Here is a 15,725-nt window from a genome sequence, read left to right on the forward strand (position 1 = left end):
GAGTGATCGGCGCCGGGGACCGCGCGCGACCGGAAAGGTCCACCGTCCTAGCCTGGCCCGGTGACGGACGACACCGCGTCGGCGGGTGCGCAGGCGGTACGGGGCTGGCGGGAGGCCGCTCGGGAGGCGCTGTACGGGGAGCGGGGGTTCTACCGGCGGCCGGAGGGGCCCGCCGGTCACTTCCGTACGTCGGTGCACGCGTCGGCGCTGTTCGCGGGGGCGGTGGCCCGGCTGCTGTGCCGGGTGGACGACGCCCTCGGGCATCCGGCCGCGCTGGACTTCGTGGACATGGGCGCCGGGCGCGGGGAGCTGGCCGCCGGGGTGCTGGGCGCACTGCCCGCCGGGGTGGCCGCCCGGACGCGGCTGTACGCCGTGGAGGTCGCCGCACGCCCGGCGGGCCTGGACCGGCGGATCGGCTGGAGTGCGGAGCCGCCGGAGTCGGTCACCGGGCTGCTGTTCGCCAACGAGTGGCTGGACAACGTACCGGTGGACGTGGCCGAGGTGGACGCGGCGGGGGTGGCCCGGCAGGTGCTGGTCGCGCCGGACGGGACGGAGCAGCCGGGGGCACCGGTGTCCGGGGCGGACGCCGCGTGGCTGGCGCGGTGGTGGCCGCTGCCGCCGGAGGAGGGGCTGCGGGCGGAGATCGGGCACCCCCGCGATCTCGCCTGGGCGGCGGCGGTGGGCCGGGTCGCGCGCGGCCTCGCGGTCGCCGTGGACTACGCCCACACGGCGGCGGCCCGCCCCCCGTTCGGCACCCTGACCGGCTTCCGCGCCGGACAGGAGACGGCTCCCGTGCCCGACGGCTCCTGCGACATCACGGCGCACGTGGCGCTGGACGCGTGCGCGGAAGCGGCGCGCACGGCCGCCCCCACGGCGCACTCCCCCGCGCCCGCGCCCCCCACCGCACGCCTCCACACCCAGCGCGCCGCCCTGCACGCCCTCGGCGTCACCCCGGCCCGCCCCCCGCTGGCCCTGGCCACCACCGACCCCACCGCCTACCTACGCGCCCTCACCACCACCGGCGAAGCGGCCGAACTGACCGACCCGGCGGGCCTCGGCGGCTTCACGTGGCTGGTCCAGGGCGTGGGCGTCGGAGACCCGCTCGGGCCGTGACGCCCCCGGGAAGAGCCCGCCGGGCCCCCGGCCCCTGCCCGGCCTCCGGCCCGGCCCCCCGCCCCGGCTACTTGTCGATGTCCCCCACCACGAAGAACATCGACCCCAGGATCGCCACCATGTCCGCGACCAGCGTGCCCGGGAGGAGTTCCGCGAGGGCCTGGACGTTGTTGTAGGAGGCGGAGCGGAGCTTGAGGCGGTACGGGGTCTTCTCGCCCTTGCTGACGAGGTAGTAGCCGTTGATGCCGAGGGGGTTCTCGGTCCACGCGTAGGTGTGGCCCTCGGGGGCCTTGAGGACCTTGGGGAGGCGCTGGTTGATCGGGCCGGGCGGGAGCTGCGCGATCCGGTCCAGGCAGGCGTCGGCCAGGGCGAGCGCGACATGGGTCTGCTCCAGCAGGCACTCGAAGCGGGCCAGGCAGTCGCCCTCGCTCCGGGTGACCACGCGCAGGGTGTCCTGGAGCTCGCCGTACGCCAGGTACGGCTCGTCGCGGCGCAGGTCGAGGTCCACGCCGGAGGCGCGCGCGATGGGGCCGCTCACGCCGTAGGCGTGCACCGCCCCGGCGGAGAGGGCGCCCACGCCCCGCGTGCGCCCCCGGAAGATCTCGTTGCCGAGGACGAGGTCGTCGAAGACGTCCATGCGGGAGCGGACGGCGGCGACGGCGGCGCGGGCGCGGCCGGTCCAGCCGTCGGGGAGGTCCTCCTTGAGGCCGCCGACCCGGTTGAACATGTAGTGCATACGCCCGCCGGACACCTCCTCCATGACGTTCTGGAGCACCTCGCGCTCCCGGAACGCGTAGAACACCGGGGTGATCCCGCCGAGTTCGAGCGGGTAGGAGCCGAGGAACATCAGGTGGTTCAGCACCCGGTTCAGCTCGGCGAGCAGGGTACGGGTCCACACCGCGCGCCCGGGCACCTCCATGCCGAGCATCCGCTCGACCGCGAGGACCACACCGAGTTCGTTGGAGAACGCCGACAGCCAGTCGTGGCGGTTGGCCAGCATGATGATCTGCCGGTAGTCCCGCGCCTCGAACAGCTTCTCCGCGCCCCGGTGCATGTAGCCGATCACCGGCTCCGCGCTGCGGATGCGCTCGCCGTCCAGGACCAGCCTGAGCCGCAGCACGCCATGTGTGGACGGGTGCTGCGGACCGATGTTCAGCACCATGTCGGTGCTCTCGGCCGCGCCGCCGACACCGACCGTGGTCTCCGTCGCAGTCATGGACCCAGTCTCCCCTACGTAGGCTGGCCGCATGGAGACGGGGAGAGCGGGCGGGGCGGGCACCGACGGCACCCAGGGCGACGGCGGCACCCACGACGGCGACGACGGCACCCAGGGCGACGGCGGCGGTACCTGCACCGGCGCCGAACCGGTGTGGCGGGCGCTGCCACCGGGCCTGCTGCGGATGCGGCGGCTGCTCCTCGCCCTGTGGACCGTGCTCCTCGCACTCCTCGCGGGCGTGCTGCCCGGTCTGTTCGCGGGCCCGGCGTGGGCGGCCTCCGCCCTGCTGCCGTGCGCGCTGGGCGGCTGGGCCTGGTGGCTGCTCGGCCGCAACTGGCGTTCCTGGCGCTACGCCGAGCGCGCCGACGACCTGCTGATCAGCCGGGGCGTGCTGTGGCACGAGGAGACCGTGGTGCCGTACGGGCGGATGCAGCTCGTGGAGGTGACCTCGGGGCCGGTGCAGCGGCGGTTCGGGCTGGCCGGGATTCAGCTGCACACGGCCGCCGCGGCGACCGACGCGGCGATTCCGGGGCTCGTACCGGAGGAGGCGGAGCGGCTGCGCGACCGGCTCACCGAGCTGGGCGAGGCCCGATCGGCGGGACTGTGAACACGCCGGGCACGACCCCGGACGCGGCCCCGGAACCGGGCGCGGCCCCACTCCCGCCGGACGACGCCGTATCCGCACCCGAGGCCGCAGCCGCACCCGGCCCCGCACCCCAGACCTTCCCCGGACGCCGCCTCCACCCCTTCACCCCCTTCCGCCGTGCCTGGGCGCCCGTCGCCGTACTCGTCGGATGGGCCGGGCACGATCCGAGCGGGGCGCAGCGCCAGTTGGAGCGGCTGACCGGGTCGATGCTGCTGGCCGGGCTGGCCGTGCTGATACCGGCCGCCGCGCTCTACGGCTTCCTGTCCTGGTGGTTCACGCGTTTCGCGGTCACCGACAGCGAACTGCGCATCCGTACCGGCCTGTTGTTCCGGCGGACGGCGCACATCCGGCTGGAGCGCATCCAGGCGGTGGACGTGACCCGGCCGCTGGTGGCGCGGATCGCGGGCGTGGCGAAGCTGCGGATAGACGTGGTCGGCGCGGCGAAGAAGGACGAGCTGTCCTTCCTGGGCGAGCGGGAGGCGCGCGCGCTGCGGGCCGAACTCCTCGCGCGCGCGGCCGGGTTCGCGCCGGACGCGGCCCGCACGGTCGGGGAGGCGCCCGCCCACCGCCTGCTGCGGGTGCCGCCGCGCTCGCTGGCCCTCGCCCTGGCACTGACCGGCGCCACCTGGGCGTCGCTGCTGGCCGCCCTCGTCGTACCGCCGCTGCTGTGGTTCCTCACGCACAGCCTATGGACGGTGCTCGGGGTCGCGCTGCCGCTGCTCGGCGGGGCGGGCGCGCGCAGCGCGGGGCGGTACGTCGCGGAGTACGACTGGACGGTGTCCGACTCCCCGGACGGGCTGCGGATCGACCACGGGCTGCTGGACCGTACGCACGAGACGGTGCCGCGGGGCCGGGTGCAGACGGTACGGATCGTGGAGCCGCTGCTGTGGCGGCGGCTGGGCTGGGTGCGGGTGGAGCTGGACGTCGCCGGGTCGGCCAACTCCGTGCTGGTGCCGGTGGCGCCGCGCGCGGTGGCCGAGGAGGTGGTCGCGCGGGTGCTGCCGGGGGTGACCGTCCCGGCGGTGCTGTCCCGGCCGCCGCGCCGGGCGGGCCGCGTACTGCCGGTGTGGTGGCGCGGGCACGGGCTCGCGGTGACCGGCACCGTGTTCGCCGCCCGGCACGGTCTGCTGCGCCGCCGCCTCTCCCTGGTCCCGCACGCCAAGGTGCAGAGCGTCCGGCTGACGCGGGGGCCCTGGCAGCGCCTGTGGCGGCTGGCGTCGGTCCACGTGGACTCGGGCGCGGGCCGTACGGTCACCGCGGGACTCCGGGACGCGGCGGAGGCCGCGCTGCTGCTGCGCGAGCAGGCGGAACGCTCCCGTACGGGACGCAGGCGCGCGGGGAGTTCCTGACCCCCCGGCGCGGCCCCGGACGCGCGGAACCCGGGAGACCCGTGAGACCTGGGAGACCTGGGAGACCCGGAAACCCCTACGCCTCCACGCCCCGCCTCTCAGGACGCGGCGCTGCGCAGCCCCTGTACGTCGATCTGCTCGGTCTCGTCATGGGCCGTCAGGTCGATGACCTGGCCCACACCGCGTGCCGCCTCGTCGGCGGGCTCGTCCAGGGCACCGGCCTCGTGCAGGGCCAGCGCCTCGGCGCCGACCACGTCCGCGAGGTCCTCGTGCTGGACGGACTCCAGCGCGGCGGACGCCGTCTCCTGCTGGGTGCCGAAGAAGTCGAAGCGGCCCTCGACGGCGGGCCGCCGTACGGGCGCGGGGACGACGGCGACGGCGGTCGGCACGGCGTAGTGGCCGCCGGGCGGGCGAACCGGCGCGGCCTCGGGCGCGGGGGTGGCGGCGACCGCGTGCGGGTGCCCGTCGGCCGCCTCGGACTTCCCCCGCGACTCGTCCTCCCGGACGGCCGCGGTGTCCCCGCCGCCGTCCGCGCGCGTCCGCCGACCGGCCGTGCGGTGCCCGGTGCGGGCGGACGCGCCGTCGGGGTCGAGCCGGGACAGCGCGGCGGCTGCCCGCCGGTAGAGCGGGGCGCCCCCGGCGGAGAACGCGCCCCCGGCCGGGGACCCGTCGGCGGTGGGCGCCGGTACGGCGGGCTCGGGTTCCGGGCGGCGGGCGGGCGGCAGCGCGGGCCTGCTGGAGGGCTCGGCGGCCTCGATCTCCAGCAGCCGGCGCCCCTCCAGGGCGCTGGCCCGCTCGGTCTCGGCGGTGGCGTACCGGCGCAGCAGGGCGGCGTGTTCGTTGCGCAGCCCGGCGAGTTCGGCGCGCTTGGCGCGCAGCCGTCCCTCCAGCCTGCCGCGCACCTCGCGGAACTCGTCGAGGTCGGTCTCCAGTTCCGCGACCCGTTCCTCGAAGCGCCACTCGTCACTGGCCCGCGCCCGGGTCAGGTCCGCTACCTGCTTGCCCGCCTGGGAGTCCCAGCGGCGCAGCACGACCGCGCCGACGACGGCGGTCAGCGCGGCGGCGGCGGCGAGCAGGCGCAGCGCTACGGCGTCGGTGAACACCCAGGGGCCCAGCGCGCACACGACGGAGACCCCGGCGATGGCCGAGGCGGGCAACAGCCGGTGCAGAGGCGGCGAATGGCGGTGGCGTCCACGTGGCATGGCCAGAAACTTACCGCGCGTAGGCGGACGGCGAACCCCCGCCCCGCAAAAACACCGGGTCCTCACAGGGTTCACGGGGCACCGGCCGCCCCGCGCCGCCCGCCGCCGGGACGGCCCCGTGCCCACCGGAACGCCGCCGCCAGGGAGGGCGCACACGGCCGTACGCCCGCACAACGCACCGGTGGGGAGGGGTCAACGGTCGCTCAGCCGACCGCTCAGCCACTGGAGGGCGGCCGGGATCTCGCGGCGCCACGTGTTGAAGTTGTGACCTCCGCTGTCGAGGATGATCGAGGAGATCCGGGTGCGGTTGGTCGCCTGGACGCGCTGGATGAAGCGCTGCGTCTGCGCGTAGTCCTGCTCGCCGACCCGGCTGCTGGTGACGAGCAGCGAGGTGTTCGGCGCCGGTTCGTGCTGGAGCAGCCACCACAGGTCGTTGTGGTCGCGCAGCGAGCGGTTCCCGTGGAAGAGGTCGCCCGTGGTCGGGTCCAGCGGGGTCGTGTAGTACGGCGAGAGTCCCACGGCGGCGGAGTAGACGCCGGGGTGACGCATCGCCAGCTTCAGCGCGCAGTAGCCGCCGGTGGAGTCCCCGATGACACCCCAGCTGCCGGGCCGCTTGCCGACCCGGTAGTGCGCGAGGACCGCGTCGGGGAGGTCCTGGGCGAAGAAGGTCTCGGTCCGCGGCCCGCCGGGCACGTCCACGCACTCGGTGTCGCGCGGCGGCGCGACGGTGGGCCGCATCATCACCAGGATCATCGGCTGCGCCCGCCCGTCCTTGGCGAGTTCCCGCGCGGTGCCCGGATAGTGCAGCTTCGACACCAGCGCCTCGGAGGTGCCGGGGTAACCGGTGAGGACGACGGCCGCCGGGAAGGTCCGGGTGCGGAAGCGGGGCTGGAAGTACTCCGGCGGCAGATAGACGTAGGCGGGCGTGGCGATGTGGGTGCGGCGGCCCACTATGTCCACCTTCTGGATCTGGCCCGCCTGCTGCGGCGGGGCCCCGGACGTGCCCCGCACGCTCGCGGTGGACACCACCTGGAGCGGCCCGCCGCCCGCCGCGAGCTCGGTGGAGTGGTTGACGACGACGCCCTGGTCGGTCTCCTGGCCGAACAGGTCGGCCCAGCTGCCGTAGAAGCCGAACGCCTGGTTGGCGGCGACGCCCACGCAGGCGAACAGGGCGAACTGGGTGGCGAGGAGCAGTCCGACGCGTCCGCCGACGGCCCGCCAGGTGCGACGGGCCAGCCGTGGCCACAGCCACACCGTCGCCCCGAACAGCACGACGGCGCACACGACCGCCAGCACCAGCAGTTTGTTGCTCGTGAGACCCATGCTGTTTCCTGCCTGCGCTCTCCGCTCCCGGCAGCCTTCACGACATCGTCGCGCTGGCTTGCCGGAGGCTTTCCATTGCCTTTGACCCGACTTTCCGGAGGGGAGTGAACCTCTCTGGCCGAGACACCGTCCTAGAGGGCGCAATGTCGCCGGATGCCGGGATGGCACCGGATTCAAGGTCTCTCGCAGAACCACGGGATGCGATGTCTGTCAGGATAGATGGGGAAATGTCCGACGAGGTTCCGCGCCGATCCGACCGGGCGCGCCGGATGCTGAGCGGTCCACGCCCCGAGGTCGTCCCGACCCTCATCGCCCGTGCGTGCGCCCTCGTGGGACTCCTCGACATCGCGGCCGGTGTCTTCCCGCGCTTCCGGCACAGCCGGATGCACGCGTTGGCCGAGGTGCTGCCCGGTTCCTTCGGGCCGTTCGCCGCCGCGCTCTCGCTGAGCGCCGGTGTCCTGCTGCTCCTCCTCGCGCACGGTCTGCGGCGCCGCAAGCGGCGGGCCTGGCGGGCGGCGGTCCTGCTGCTCCCGCTGGGCGCGGTGGGCGAGTTCGTGTACCGGCACTCGCTGATCGGCACGCTGATCTCGGTCGTGCTGCTGATCCCGCTGGTGCGGCACCGGGCCGAGTTCGCGGCGCTGCCCGACCCGCGCAGCCGGTGGCGGGCGCTGGCCAACCTCGTCCTGATGGCGGCGGGTTCGGTGGCCCTGGGCCTGATCATCGTCAGCGTCCACCCGCACCGGATGGTCGGGAACCCGAGCCTGGCCGACCGGCTCACCCACGTCGTGTACGGCATGTTCGGCGTGGAGGGCCCGGTCGCCTACGCGGGCCGCACGTCCTGGACGGTCGCCTTCTCGCTGGGCGCCCTCGGCTGGCTGACCGCCGTCACCACCGTCTACCTCGCCTTCCGGCCCGAGCACCCGGCCGCCCGGCTCACCGCCGAGGACGAGACCCGGCTGCGCGAACTGCTGGCCAAGCACGGCCGCCGCGACTCCCTCGGCCACTTCGCGCTCCGCCGGGACAAGGCGGTCGTCTTCTCCCCCAGCGGCAAGGCCGCCGTCACCTACCGCGTCGTCTCCGGCGTGATGCTGGCCAGCGGCGACCCCATCGGGGACGTGGAGGCGTGGCCGGGCGCCATCGAGCGGTTCATGGACGAGGCCAAGGCGCACTCCTGGACCCCAGCCGTCATGGGCTGCTCGGAGACCGGCGGCGAGGTGTGGACCCGCGAGACCGGGCTCGACGCGCTGGAGCTGGGCGACGAGGCGGTGGTCGAGGTCGCGGATTTCTCCCTCGCCGGACGCGCGATGCGCAATGTGCGCCAGATGGTCAAGCGCATCGAACGGGCCGGCTACGAGACCCGCGTACGGCGGGTGCGTGACCTGGGCGACGCCGAGCTGGAACGGGTCAGGCGGGCCGCCGAGGACTGGCGCGGCACCGACACCGAGCGCGGCTTCTCGATGGCGCTCGGCCGGGTCGGTGACCCCTCCGACGGGGACTGCCTGATCGCCACCGCCCACCGGTACGACGACGGGTCCGGCCCGTACGGCGACCTGAGAGCGATCCTGCACTTCGTGCCCTGGGGGCCGGACGGCGCCTCCCTGGACCTGATGCGCCGCGACCGCTCGGCCGACCCCGGCATGAACGAACTGCTGATCGCCGCCGCCCTCCGGGACGCCCCGAAGTTCGGCATCACCCGTGTCTCCCTCAACTTCGCCATGTTCCGCTCCGCCCTGGCACGCGGCGAGAAGATCGGCGCCGGTCCGGTGCTGCGGGCGTGGCGCGGGCTGCTGGTGTTCCTCTCCCGCTGGTTCCAGATCGAGTCCCTGTACAAGTTCAACGCCAAGTTCCAGCCCCGCTGGGAACCCCGCTTCGTCGTCTACCGCGCCTCCGCCGACCTGCCCCGCATCGGCCTCGCCGCCATGCAGGCCGAAGGCTTCGTCACGCTGGCCCTCCCCCGCTTCCTCCGCCTCCGCTCCCGCCGCACGGCGGCTCCGTGCCCGCACGGACAGCAGGGCCAGGACATGCGGGCGGCGTGACACCCCGGCCGGACCCCGCCCCCGCCCCGCCCCCGAGCCGGGGCGAGCACCCCTCACCTACGCTGAAGGCATGAGCACCCTCCGCGGCCGGGGCCACCCGCCGGGCCTGCCCACCTGGAACCGCTGCGCGGTCATGGGCGTGGTCAACGTGACACCGGACTCCTTCTCCGACGGCGGCCACTGGTTCGACACCACGAGCGCCGTCAAGCACGGCCTCGACCTCGCCGCGCGGGGCGCCGACATGGTGGACGTGGGCGGCGAGTCCACCCGCCCCGGCGCCACCCGGGTGGACGAGGCCGAGGAACTGCGCCGCGTGATCCCCGTCGTACGCGGTCTCGCCGCCGAGGGCGTCACCGTCTCCGTGGACACGATGCGCGCCTCCGTCGCGGAGCAGGCCCTGACCGCCGGGGCGGCCCTGGTCAACGACGTGAGCGGCGGCCTCGCGGACCCGGCGATGATCCCGGTCGTGGCCGCCGCGGGCACCCCCTTCGTGGTGATGCACTGGCGCGGCTTCCTGACCGGCGACACGGTCCGGGGCGGCTACGCGGACGTCGTCACCGAGGTCGTGGACGAACTGCGCGCCCGCGTGGACGCCGTACTCGCGGGCGGGGTCGCCCCGGACCGCCTGATCCTCGACCCCGGTCTCGGCTTCTCCAAGGACGCCGAACACGACCTGGCCCTCCTCGCCCACCTGGACCGGCTGCGCGCCCTCGGCCACCCGGTGCTGGTGGCCGCCTCCCGCAAGCGGTTCCTGGGCCGCGTACTCGCCGGACCCGGCGGCGCGCCCCCGCCCGCCCGCGAACGGGACGCGGCCACGGCCGCCGTCTCCGCCCTCGCGGCGCACGCGGGCGCGTGGGCGGTGCGCGTGCACGAGGTACGGGCCACGGCGGACGCGGTACGGGTCGCGCGCGCCGTGGAAGAAGCGCGCACGGAACAGTCCACGCCCGGCGCGGAAGGAGACCGGTGAGCGCCCCTCACATCGACGTGGAAGAGGTGGAGGCCGCCAACACCGCCTTCTACGAGGCGATGGAACGCGGAGACTTCGACGAGGTCTCCTCCCTCTGGCTGACCCCGGCCGACCTGGGCGTGGACGAGACGTACCACGACCCGGCGGACACCGGGGTGATCTCCTGCGTGCACCCCGGCTGGCCGGTGCTGACCGGGCGCGGCGAGGTGCTCAGGTCGTACGCGCTGATCATGGCGAACACCGACTACATCCAGTTCTTCCTGACCGACGTGCACGTGTCGGTCACCGGGGACACCGCGCTGGTCACCTGCACGGAGAACATCCTCAGCGGCGGCCCGCCCCCGGAGGACGGCGACGAGCTGGGCCCGCTGCTCGGCCAGCTGGTCGTGGCGACCAACGTGTTCCGGCGTACGCCCGCGGGCTGGAAGCTGTGGTCGCACCACGCGTCGCCGGTGATGACGGAGTCCGACGAGGACGACGACGAGGACGGGGACGACGAAGAGGGCGGAAACGGCCCGAACGGCGTCGAACCGGACGGTGGTTCGCTCGCCTGACCGCGCCGCCGCGACCGGACGGGGCAGAAGTGGTTCGAATCACCTACTCGGGGGTATGTGCGGCTACCGGCCAAGGCGCGACCGGGTTCCCCCCGGGGAACGCCGGGGCCGGTGCCCGGACCGGCACCGGACGACCGGCCCCCGCGCCCCGGCCCCGGACGGACCCGCAGGTAGATTCGACCGAGGCCGACGACGCTGTCCGCACGCGGTGACGTACGGCCGTTCCCGACGATTGCAGGAGTGATTCGCGTGGATCGTGTCGAGCTGCGCGGCCTGAAGGCCCGCGGGCATCACGGGGTCTTCCCCAGGGAGCGCGAGGAGGGCCAGACGTTCGTCGTCGATCTCGTCCTCGGTCTGGACACCCGCCCGGCCGCGGCCGACGACGACCTGACGAAGACCGTGCACTACGGGGTCGTGGCCGAGGAGGTCGTGGCCGTGGTCGAGGGGGAGCCGGTCAACCTGATCGAGACCCTGGCGGAACGCATCGCGCGGATCTGCCTGAAGCACGAGGGGGTCGAGGAGGTCGAGGTCCGCGTCCACAAGCCGGACGCCCCGATCACCGTCCCCTTCGACGACGTGACCGTCACCATCACCCGGAGCCGAGCATGACCCGATCCTTCCTCCAGGGTCACAGCGACCCCACCGTCCAGCCCGTCCCCGCCTCCGTGGTCGAGCAGGTGGACGCGGCCGACACCACCCTGAGCAACCCCAAGCGCGCCGTCATCGCCCTCGGCGCCAACCTCGGCAACCGCCTGGAGACCCTCCAGGGCGCCGTGGACGCGCTGGAGGACACCCCCGGCGTCCGCGTCAAGGCGGTCTCCCCCGTCTACGAGACCGAGCCGTGGGGCGTCGAACCGGGCAGCCAGCCCGCGTACCTGAACGCGGTCGTGGTGCTGAAGACCACCCTGCCGCCGTCCTCGCTGCTGGAGCGGGCGCACGCGGTGGAGGAGGCGTTCCACCGGGTCCGCGAGGAGCGCTGGGGCCCGCGCACCCTGGACGTGGACATCGTCGCGTACGCGGGTGTCGCCTCCGACGATCCCGGTCTGACGCTGCCCCATCCGCGCGCCCACGAGCGGGCGTTCGTGCTCGCGCCGTGGCACGACGTGGACCCCGCGGCGGAGCTGCCCGGCCGGGGTGCGGTGGCCGAACTGCTGTCCTCCGTCACCCGTGCGGGTGTGGCTGCCCGTCAGGACCTGGAACTCCGGCTGCCCGAGTAGTCGTTAAGGTCGGGACGACACCGTCCGGATCGGTCCGGGGGAGCTGAAGGGACACCGTGAAACAACTGCGTATCAGGGTGCTGGCCGGAGTGTTCGTGGTGGCCGGGATTCTGTCCTGGGCCGCCGCCCGGCTGTGGAACTCGTTCGGGACCCTGCCCAGTGTGCCGCTGGCCGCACCCATCGTGCTCGCCCTGATCGCGGTGATCCTGCTCGCCACCGCGCTGTCACTGCGCGCCCGCTTCCGCGCCCAGCGCGAACGCAGCCCCGGCGCCAAGGGCGTCGATCCCCTGATGGCCGCCCGCGCGGTCGTCTTCGGCCAGGCCAGCGCCCTGGTCGCCGCCCTGGTCGCCGGGATGTACGGCGGCACCGGCGTCTTCCTGCTGGAGCTGCTCGACCTCCCCGCCCGGCGGGACCAGGCCGTCTACGCCGCCTTCTCCGTCGTCACCGGTGTCGCGGTGATAGCGGCGGCCCTCTTCCTGGAGCGCGTCTGCCGACTCCCGGAGGACGACGACCAGGACACGCCGGGTCCCCAGCAGCCCGCCTGACCCCCCGCGCGGGTCAGCGCGCCAGGATCAGGCTCATCGCCTCCGCGCGGGTCGTCGCGTCCCGCAGCTGCCCCCGGACGGCGGAGGTGGTGGTCTTGGCGCCGGGCTTGCGGATGCCGCGTACGGACATGCACATGTGCTCGGCCTCGATGACGACGATCGCGCCCCGCGCCTCCAGGATGCGGACCAGGGAGTCCGCGATCTGGGTGGTGAGCCGTTCCTGCACCTGCGGGCGGCGCGCGAACACCTCGACCAGCCGGGCCAGCTTCGAGAGACCGGTGATCTTGCCGGACTCGGCCGGGATGTAGCCGACGTGCGCCACGCCGTGGAACGGCAGCAGATGATGCTCGCAGAGGGAGACGATCTCGATGTCCCTCACCAGGACCATCTCGTCGTGCCCCAGGTCGAAGGTGGTCGTCAGCACGTCCTCCGGCCGCTGGCGGAGCCCCGCGAGCAGTTCCCGGTACGCCCGCGCCACCCGCGCCGGGGTCTCCAGCAGCCCCTCGCGCTCCGGGTCCTCGCCGACCGCGATCAGCAGCTCGCGCACGGCGTTCTCGGCGCGCTTCTCGTCGAACTCGCCGATGGCTCCGTCGCCTGCCAGCGTCACGGGGTCGGTCATCTCTGGTGCCTCGTTCCTGTACGTCGTACCGCGCGCATACGGAGAATGCCGCGACCCCCAGGCTAGAACCTGGGGGTCGCGGCATGCATTCCGGCCCTGAGCAGCAGGGACGGGTCAGCTCTCCGGCCGCTCCTCGGGCGTCTGGTCCGCCGGGGCGGACTCGACGGCCGGGGACTTGACCGTGGAGATCGCCGCGGTCGTGCCGTTCGCGCCGTTGGTCAGTGCCAGCTCCTTCGGGGAGAGCACCGGCGGGCGGGTGGACGGCGTCCGGTGGGACGAACCGGTCCACGCGGGCCGCGGCGGACGCCGGTGGATGGTCGCGAAGATCTGCGCGATCTCCTCCTTGCCCAGCGTCTCCTTCTCCAGGAGGGCCAGGACCAGGTTGTCGAGGACGTCACGGTTCTCGACCAGGATCTCCCACGCCTCGTTGTGCGCGGTCTCGATCAGCTTCTTGACCTCTTCGTCCACCAGCGCGGCGACCTCTTCCGAGTAGTCGCGCTGGTGCGCCATCTCCCGGCCGAGGAACGGCTCGCTGTTGTCGCCGCCGAACTTGATGGCGCCGAGCCGCTCGGTCATGCCGTACTGGGTGACCATCGCGCGGGCCAGGTTGGTGGCCTTCTCGATGTCGTTGGCGGCGCCGGTGGTCGGGTCGTGGAAGACCAGTTCCTCCGCCGCACGGCCGCCCAGCATGTAGGCGAGCTGGTCGAGCATCTCGTTGCGCGTGGTCGAGTACTTGTCCTCGTCCGGGAGCACCATCGTGTAACCGAGGGCGCGCCCGCGGGACAGGATGGTGATCTTGTGGACGGGGTCGGAGTTCGGTGAGGCCGCCGCGACCAGGGCGTGTCCGCCCTCGTGGTACGCGGTGATCTTCTTCTCCTTGTCCGACATGATCCGGGTCCGCTTCTGCGGGCCCGCGACAACGCGGTCGATCGCCTCGTCCAGCGCCTTGTTGTCGATCAGCTTCTGGTCGCTGCGCGCGGTGAGCAGCGCCGCCTCGTTGAGGACGTTCGCCAGGTCGGCACCGGTCATGCCGGGCGTCCGGCGGGCGACGGCGGCCAGGTCCACGTCGGGGGCGACGGGCTTGCCCTTCTGGTGGACCTTCAGGATCTCCATCCGGCCCTGCAGGTCCGGCGGGTCCACCGCGATCTGCCGGTCGAACCGGCCCGGACGCAGCAGCGCCGGGTCGAGGATGTCCGGCCGGTTGGTCGCGGCGATGAGGATCACGCCGCCCTTGACGTCGAAGCCGTCCATCTCCACGAGGAGCTGGTTCAGCGTCTGCTCGCGCTCGTCGTGCCCACCGCCGAGACCGGCGCCGCGGTGACGGCCGACCGCGTCGATCTCGTCCACGAAGACGATCGCCGGGGCGTTCGCCTTGGCCTGCTCGAACAGGTCACGGACCCGGGAGGCACCGACACCGACGAACATCTCGACGAAGTCGGAACCGGAGATCGAGTAGAACGGCACCCCGGCCTCACCGGCGACGGCACGCGCGAGGAGCGTCTTGCCGGTACCGGGACGGCCGTAGAGCAGCACGCCCTTGGGGATCTTGGCGCCGACCGCCTGGAACTTGGCGGGTTCCTGGAGGAACTCCTTGATCTCGTGGAGTTCCTCGACCGCCTCGGCGCAACCGGCGACGTCGCTGAACGTCGTCTTCGGCGTGTCCTTGGTGATGAGCTTCGCCTTGGACTTGCCGAAGTTCATGACCCGCGAACCGCCACCCTGCATCTGATTCATCAGGAACAGGAAGACGACGACGATGAGCACGAAGGGAAGCAGCGACAGCAGCACGCCGAGGAAAGCGTTCTGCTTGGTCGGCGAGACGGTGTAGCCGTCCGGGATCTGCTTGTTCTGGTATTTGGTCTGCAGGTTCTCGGCGATGTTCACGCCCTGGTCGCCGATGTAGCTCGCCTGGATCTTCGAGCTGCCCTCGACCTTCACGCCGTCCTTCAGCGTGACCTGCACGGTCTGCTGGTCACCGGTGGTGACCTTGGCCGACTGAACCTTGTTGTCGTTGATCGCTGCCACGACCTGGCCGGTGTCCACCGTCTTGTAGCCGCCGGACGAGCCGACGACCTGCATCAACACGACCACGGCAAGGACGGCCAGCACGATCCACATGACAGGCCCACGGAAGTATCGCTTCACGTCCATCCACACGGAGCGGAGCCGCCCCGTCCCTCCTGCCACAGTGAGTTTGATAAGACAGTTCTTCTGACGGTACCCCAGCATTGTCGCGCGAAGCCGCACGGAGCGTCCTCGACGGCCGGTAATCCCGTCTCTGCTTGCTCCAACGGTGCGAGGCCCGCCGGGGTTCCCGATCCCGCCGGGTCAACTCGCCCTGTTGGCCCAGCGCCCCGTCAGCCGCCGTAGACATGGGGCGCGAGCGTCCCCACGAACGGCAGGTTCCGGTACTTCTCCGCGTAGTCGAGGCCGTAGCCGACGACGAACTCGTTGGGGATGTCGAACCCGGCCCACTCCACGTCGATGGCGACCTTCGCGGCGTCCGGCTTGCGCAGCAGGGTGCACACCTTGAGGCTCGCCGGTTCGCGCGAGCCGAGGTTGTTGATCAGCCAGGACAGCGTCAGACCGGAGTCGATGATGTCCTCGACGATCAGGACGTGCCGCCCCTTGATGTCGGTGTCCAGGTCCTTGAGGATGCGGACCACCCCGGAGGACTGGGTGCCCGCGCCGTACGAGGACACCGCCATCCAGTCCATCGTGACGGGGGTGGACAGCACTCGGGCGAGGTCCGCCATGACCATCACCGCGCCCTTGAGGACGCCGACGATGAGCAGGTCCTTGCCCGCGTACTCCGCGTCGATCTTCGCGGCCAGCTCAACCAGCTTGGCGTCGATCTCTTCCTTGGTGATGAGCACCTTTTCGAGGTCGGCACCCATGTCTTTCGCGTCCACCCGCATCACTTTCGGTCGTCCCGCAC

The 15,725-nt window shown here is 72.9% G+C and carries 15 protein-coding genes; 9 read left to right on the top strand and 6 right to left on the bottom strand.

The annotated features are described in order from the left end of the window. The first annotated feature begins 60 nt into the window (after positions 1-60). Positions 61-1,113 (top strand): SAM-dependent methyltransferase, encoded by a 1,053-nt coding sequence (locus tag KUM39_RS09655; RefSeq protein WP_217785043.1) that lies wholly within the window; start codon positions 61-63, stop codon positions 1,111-1,113. Between the two features lie 67 nt (positions 1,114-1,180). Here the strand turns inward: KUM39_RS09655 and KUM39_RS09660 are convergent, their stop codons facing one another. Next, entirely contained in the window at positions 1,181-2,329 is a 1,149-nt protein-coding gene (locus tag KUM39_RS09660; RefSeq protein ID WP_217785044.1) for an NADH-quinone oxidoreductase subunit D, read from the bottom strand. Positions 2,330-2,360: 31 nt separating this feature from the next. Here KUM39_RS09660 and KUM39_RS09665 point away from each other — a divergent pair, with 31 nt between their 5' ends. Both KUM39_RS09665 and KUM39_RS09670 read left to right on the top strand, forming a co-directional pair. Then, positions 2,361-2,936 (top strand): PH domain-containing protein, encoded by a 576-nt coding sequence (locus KUM39_RS09665; protein ID WP_217785045.1) that lies wholly within the window; start codon positions 2,361-2,363, stop codon positions 2,934-2,936. Continuing rightward, complete coding sequence (locus KUM39_RS09670; RefSeq protein WP_217785046.1) at positions 2,933-4,324, top strand: PH domain-containing protein; 1,392 nt, start codon at positions 2,933-2,935, stop codon at positions 4,322-4,324. Before KUM39_RS09665 ends, KUM39_RS09670 begins: the two co-directional genes overlap by 4 nt. 98 nt (positions 4,325-4,422) lie before the next feature. Here KUM39_RS09670 and KUM39_RS09675 read toward each other — a convergent pair whose 3' ends face one another. Together KUM39_RS09675 and KUM39_RS09680 are read right to left on the bottom strand one after the other, a co-directional pair. Beyond that, positions 4,423-5,526 carry a hypothetical protein gene (locus KUM39_RS09675; RefSeq protein ID WP_217785047.1) on the bottom strand — a complete coding sequence of 368 codons (1,104 nt, stop codon included), beginning with the start codon at positions 5,524-5,526 and terminating at the stop codon, positions 4,423-4,425. A gap of 192 nt (positions 5,527-5,718) precedes the next feature. Continuing rightward, positions 5,719-6,849 carry an alpha/beta hydrolase gene (locus KUM39_RS09680; RefSeq protein WP_217785048.1) on the bottom strand — a complete coding sequence of 377 codons (1,131 nt, stop codon included), beginning with the start codon at positions 6,847-6,849 and terminating at the stop codon, positions 5,719-5,721. Positions 6,850-7,076: 227 nt separating this feature from the next. On the opposite strand from KUM39_RS09680, the gene KUM39_RS09685 reads away from it, so the two are divergent. The 6 genes from KUM39_RS09685 (at position 7,077) to KUM39_RS09710 (ending at position 12,168) form a co-directional block, all read left to right on the top strand. After that, a complete protein-coding gene (locus KUM39_RS09685) occupies positions 7,077-8,885 on the top strand; it encodes a phosphatidylglycerol lysyltransferase domain-containing protein (protein ID WP_217785049.1) in 1,809 nt (602 codons plus the stop codon). Between the two features lie 70 nt (positions 8,886-8,955). Continuing rightward, the gene (gene folP / locus KUM39_RS09690) at positions 8,956-9,852 is read left to right on the top strand and encodes a dihydropteroate synthase (protein ID WP_217785050.1); all 897 of its coding nucleotides are present in this window, start codon (positions 8,956-8,958) and stop codon (positions 9,850-9,852) included. After that, positions 9,849-10,406, top strand: a complete 558-nt coding sequence (locus tag KUM39_RS09695; protein ID WP_217785051.1) for a nuclear transport factor 2 family protein — start codon at positions 9,849-9,851, stop codon at positions 10,404-10,406. Before folP ends, KUM39_RS09695 begins: the two co-directional genes overlap by 4 nt. Positions 10,407-10,655: 249 nt before the next feature. Then, positions 10,656-11,015 carry a dihydroneopterin aldolase gene (gene folB / locus KUM39_RS09700; protein ID WP_217785052.1) on the top strand — a complete coding sequence of 120 codons (360 nt, stop codon included), beginning with the start codon at positions 10,656-10,658 and terminating at the stop codon, positions 11,013-11,015. Continuing rightward, positions 11,012-11,623: a 2-amino-4-hydroxy-6-hydroxymethyldihydropteridine diphosphokinase gene (gene folK / locus KUM39_RS09705; RefSeq protein ID WP_217785053.1), complete on the top strand. Its 612-nt coding sequence runs from the start codon at positions 11,012-11,014 to the stop codon at positions 11,621-11,623. The genes folB and folK overlap by 4 nt, the downstream gene beginning before the upstream one ends. A gap of 56 nt (positions 11,624-11,679) precedes the next feature. Then, on the top strand, positions 11,680-12,168 hold the full coding sequence (locus KUM39_RS09710; protein WP_217785054.1) for a DUF3180 domain-containing protein: 489 nt from the start codon (positions 11,680-11,682) through the stop codon (positions 12,166-12,168). Between the two features lie 13 nt (positions 12,169-12,181). Here KUM39_RS09710 and folE read toward each other — a convergent pair whose 3' ends face one another. The 3 genes from folE to hpt form a co-directional block, all read right to left on the bottom strand. Continuing rightward, on the bottom strand, positions 12,182-12,787 hold the full coding sequence (folE, locus tag KUM39_RS09715) for a GTP cyclohydrolase I FolE (RefSeq protein ID WP_217785055.1): 606 nt from the start codon (positions 12,785-12,787) through the stop codon (positions 12,182-12,184). Between the two features lie 114 nt (positions 12,788-12,901). Beyond that, entirely contained in the window at positions 12,902-14,938 is a 2,037-nt protein-coding gene (gene ftsH, locus KUM39_RS09720; protein WP_217785056.1) for an ATP-dependent zinc metalloprotease FtsH, read from the bottom strand. Positions 14,939-15,144: 206 nt separating this feature from the next. After that, positions 15,145-15,705, bottom strand: coding sequence for a hypoxanthine phosphoribosyltransferase (hpt, locus tag KUM39_RS09725; protein ID WP_217785057.1), 561 nt, complete (start codon positions 15,703-15,705; stop codon positions 15,145-15,147). Positions 15,706-15,725 lie beyond the last annotated feature (20 nt).

It is taken from the genome of Streptomyces corallincola, assembly GCF_019104725.1.
GTDB lineage: Bacteria > Actinomycetota > Actinomycetes > Streptomycetales > Streptomycetaceae > Streptomyces > Streptomyces corallincola.

Excerpts from the sequence above, each read along its gene's own strand:
- KUM39_RS09660 (WP_217785044.1), bottom strand. The coding sequence starts at position 2,329 with ATGACTGCGACGGAGACCACGGTCGGTGTCGGCGGCGCGGCCGAGAGC.
- KUM39_RS09665 (WP_217785045.1), top strand. The coding sequence starts at position 2,361 with ATGGAGACGGGGAGAGCGGGCGGGGCGGGCACCGACGGCACCCAGGGC.
- KUM39_RS09675 (WP_217785047.1), bottom strand. The coding sequence starts at position 5,526 with ATGCCACGTGGACGCCACCGCCATTCGCCGCCTCTGCACCGGCTGTTG.
- KUM39_RS09680 (WP_217785048.1), bottom strand. The coding sequence starts at position 6,849 with ATGGGTCTCACGAGCAACAAACTGCTGGTGCTGGCGGTCGTGTGCGCC.
- KUM39_RS09685 (WP_217785049.1), top strand. The coding sequence starts at position 7,077 with ATGTCCGACGAGGTTCCGCGCCGATCCGACCGGGCGCGCCGGATGCTG.
- folP (WP_217785050.1), top strand. The coding sequence starts at position 8,956 with ATGAGCACCCTCCGCGGCCGGGGCCACCCGCCGGGCCTGCCCACCTGG.
- folK (WP_217785053.1), top strand. The coding sequence starts at position 11,012 with ATGACCCGATCCTTCCTCCAGGGTCACAGCGACCCCACCGTCCAGCCC.
- folE (WP_217785055.1), bottom strand. The coding sequence starts at position 12,787 with ATGACCGACCCCGTGACGCTGGCAGGCGACGGAGCCATCGGCGAGTTC.
- ftsH (WP_217785056.1), bottom strand. The coding sequence starts at position 14,938 with ATGGACGTGAAGCGATACTTCCGTGGGCCTGTCATGTGGATCGTGCTG.
- hpt (WP_217785057.1), bottom strand. The coding sequence starts at position 15,705 with ATGCGGGTGGACGCGAAAGACATGGGTGCCGACCTCGAAAAGGTGCTC.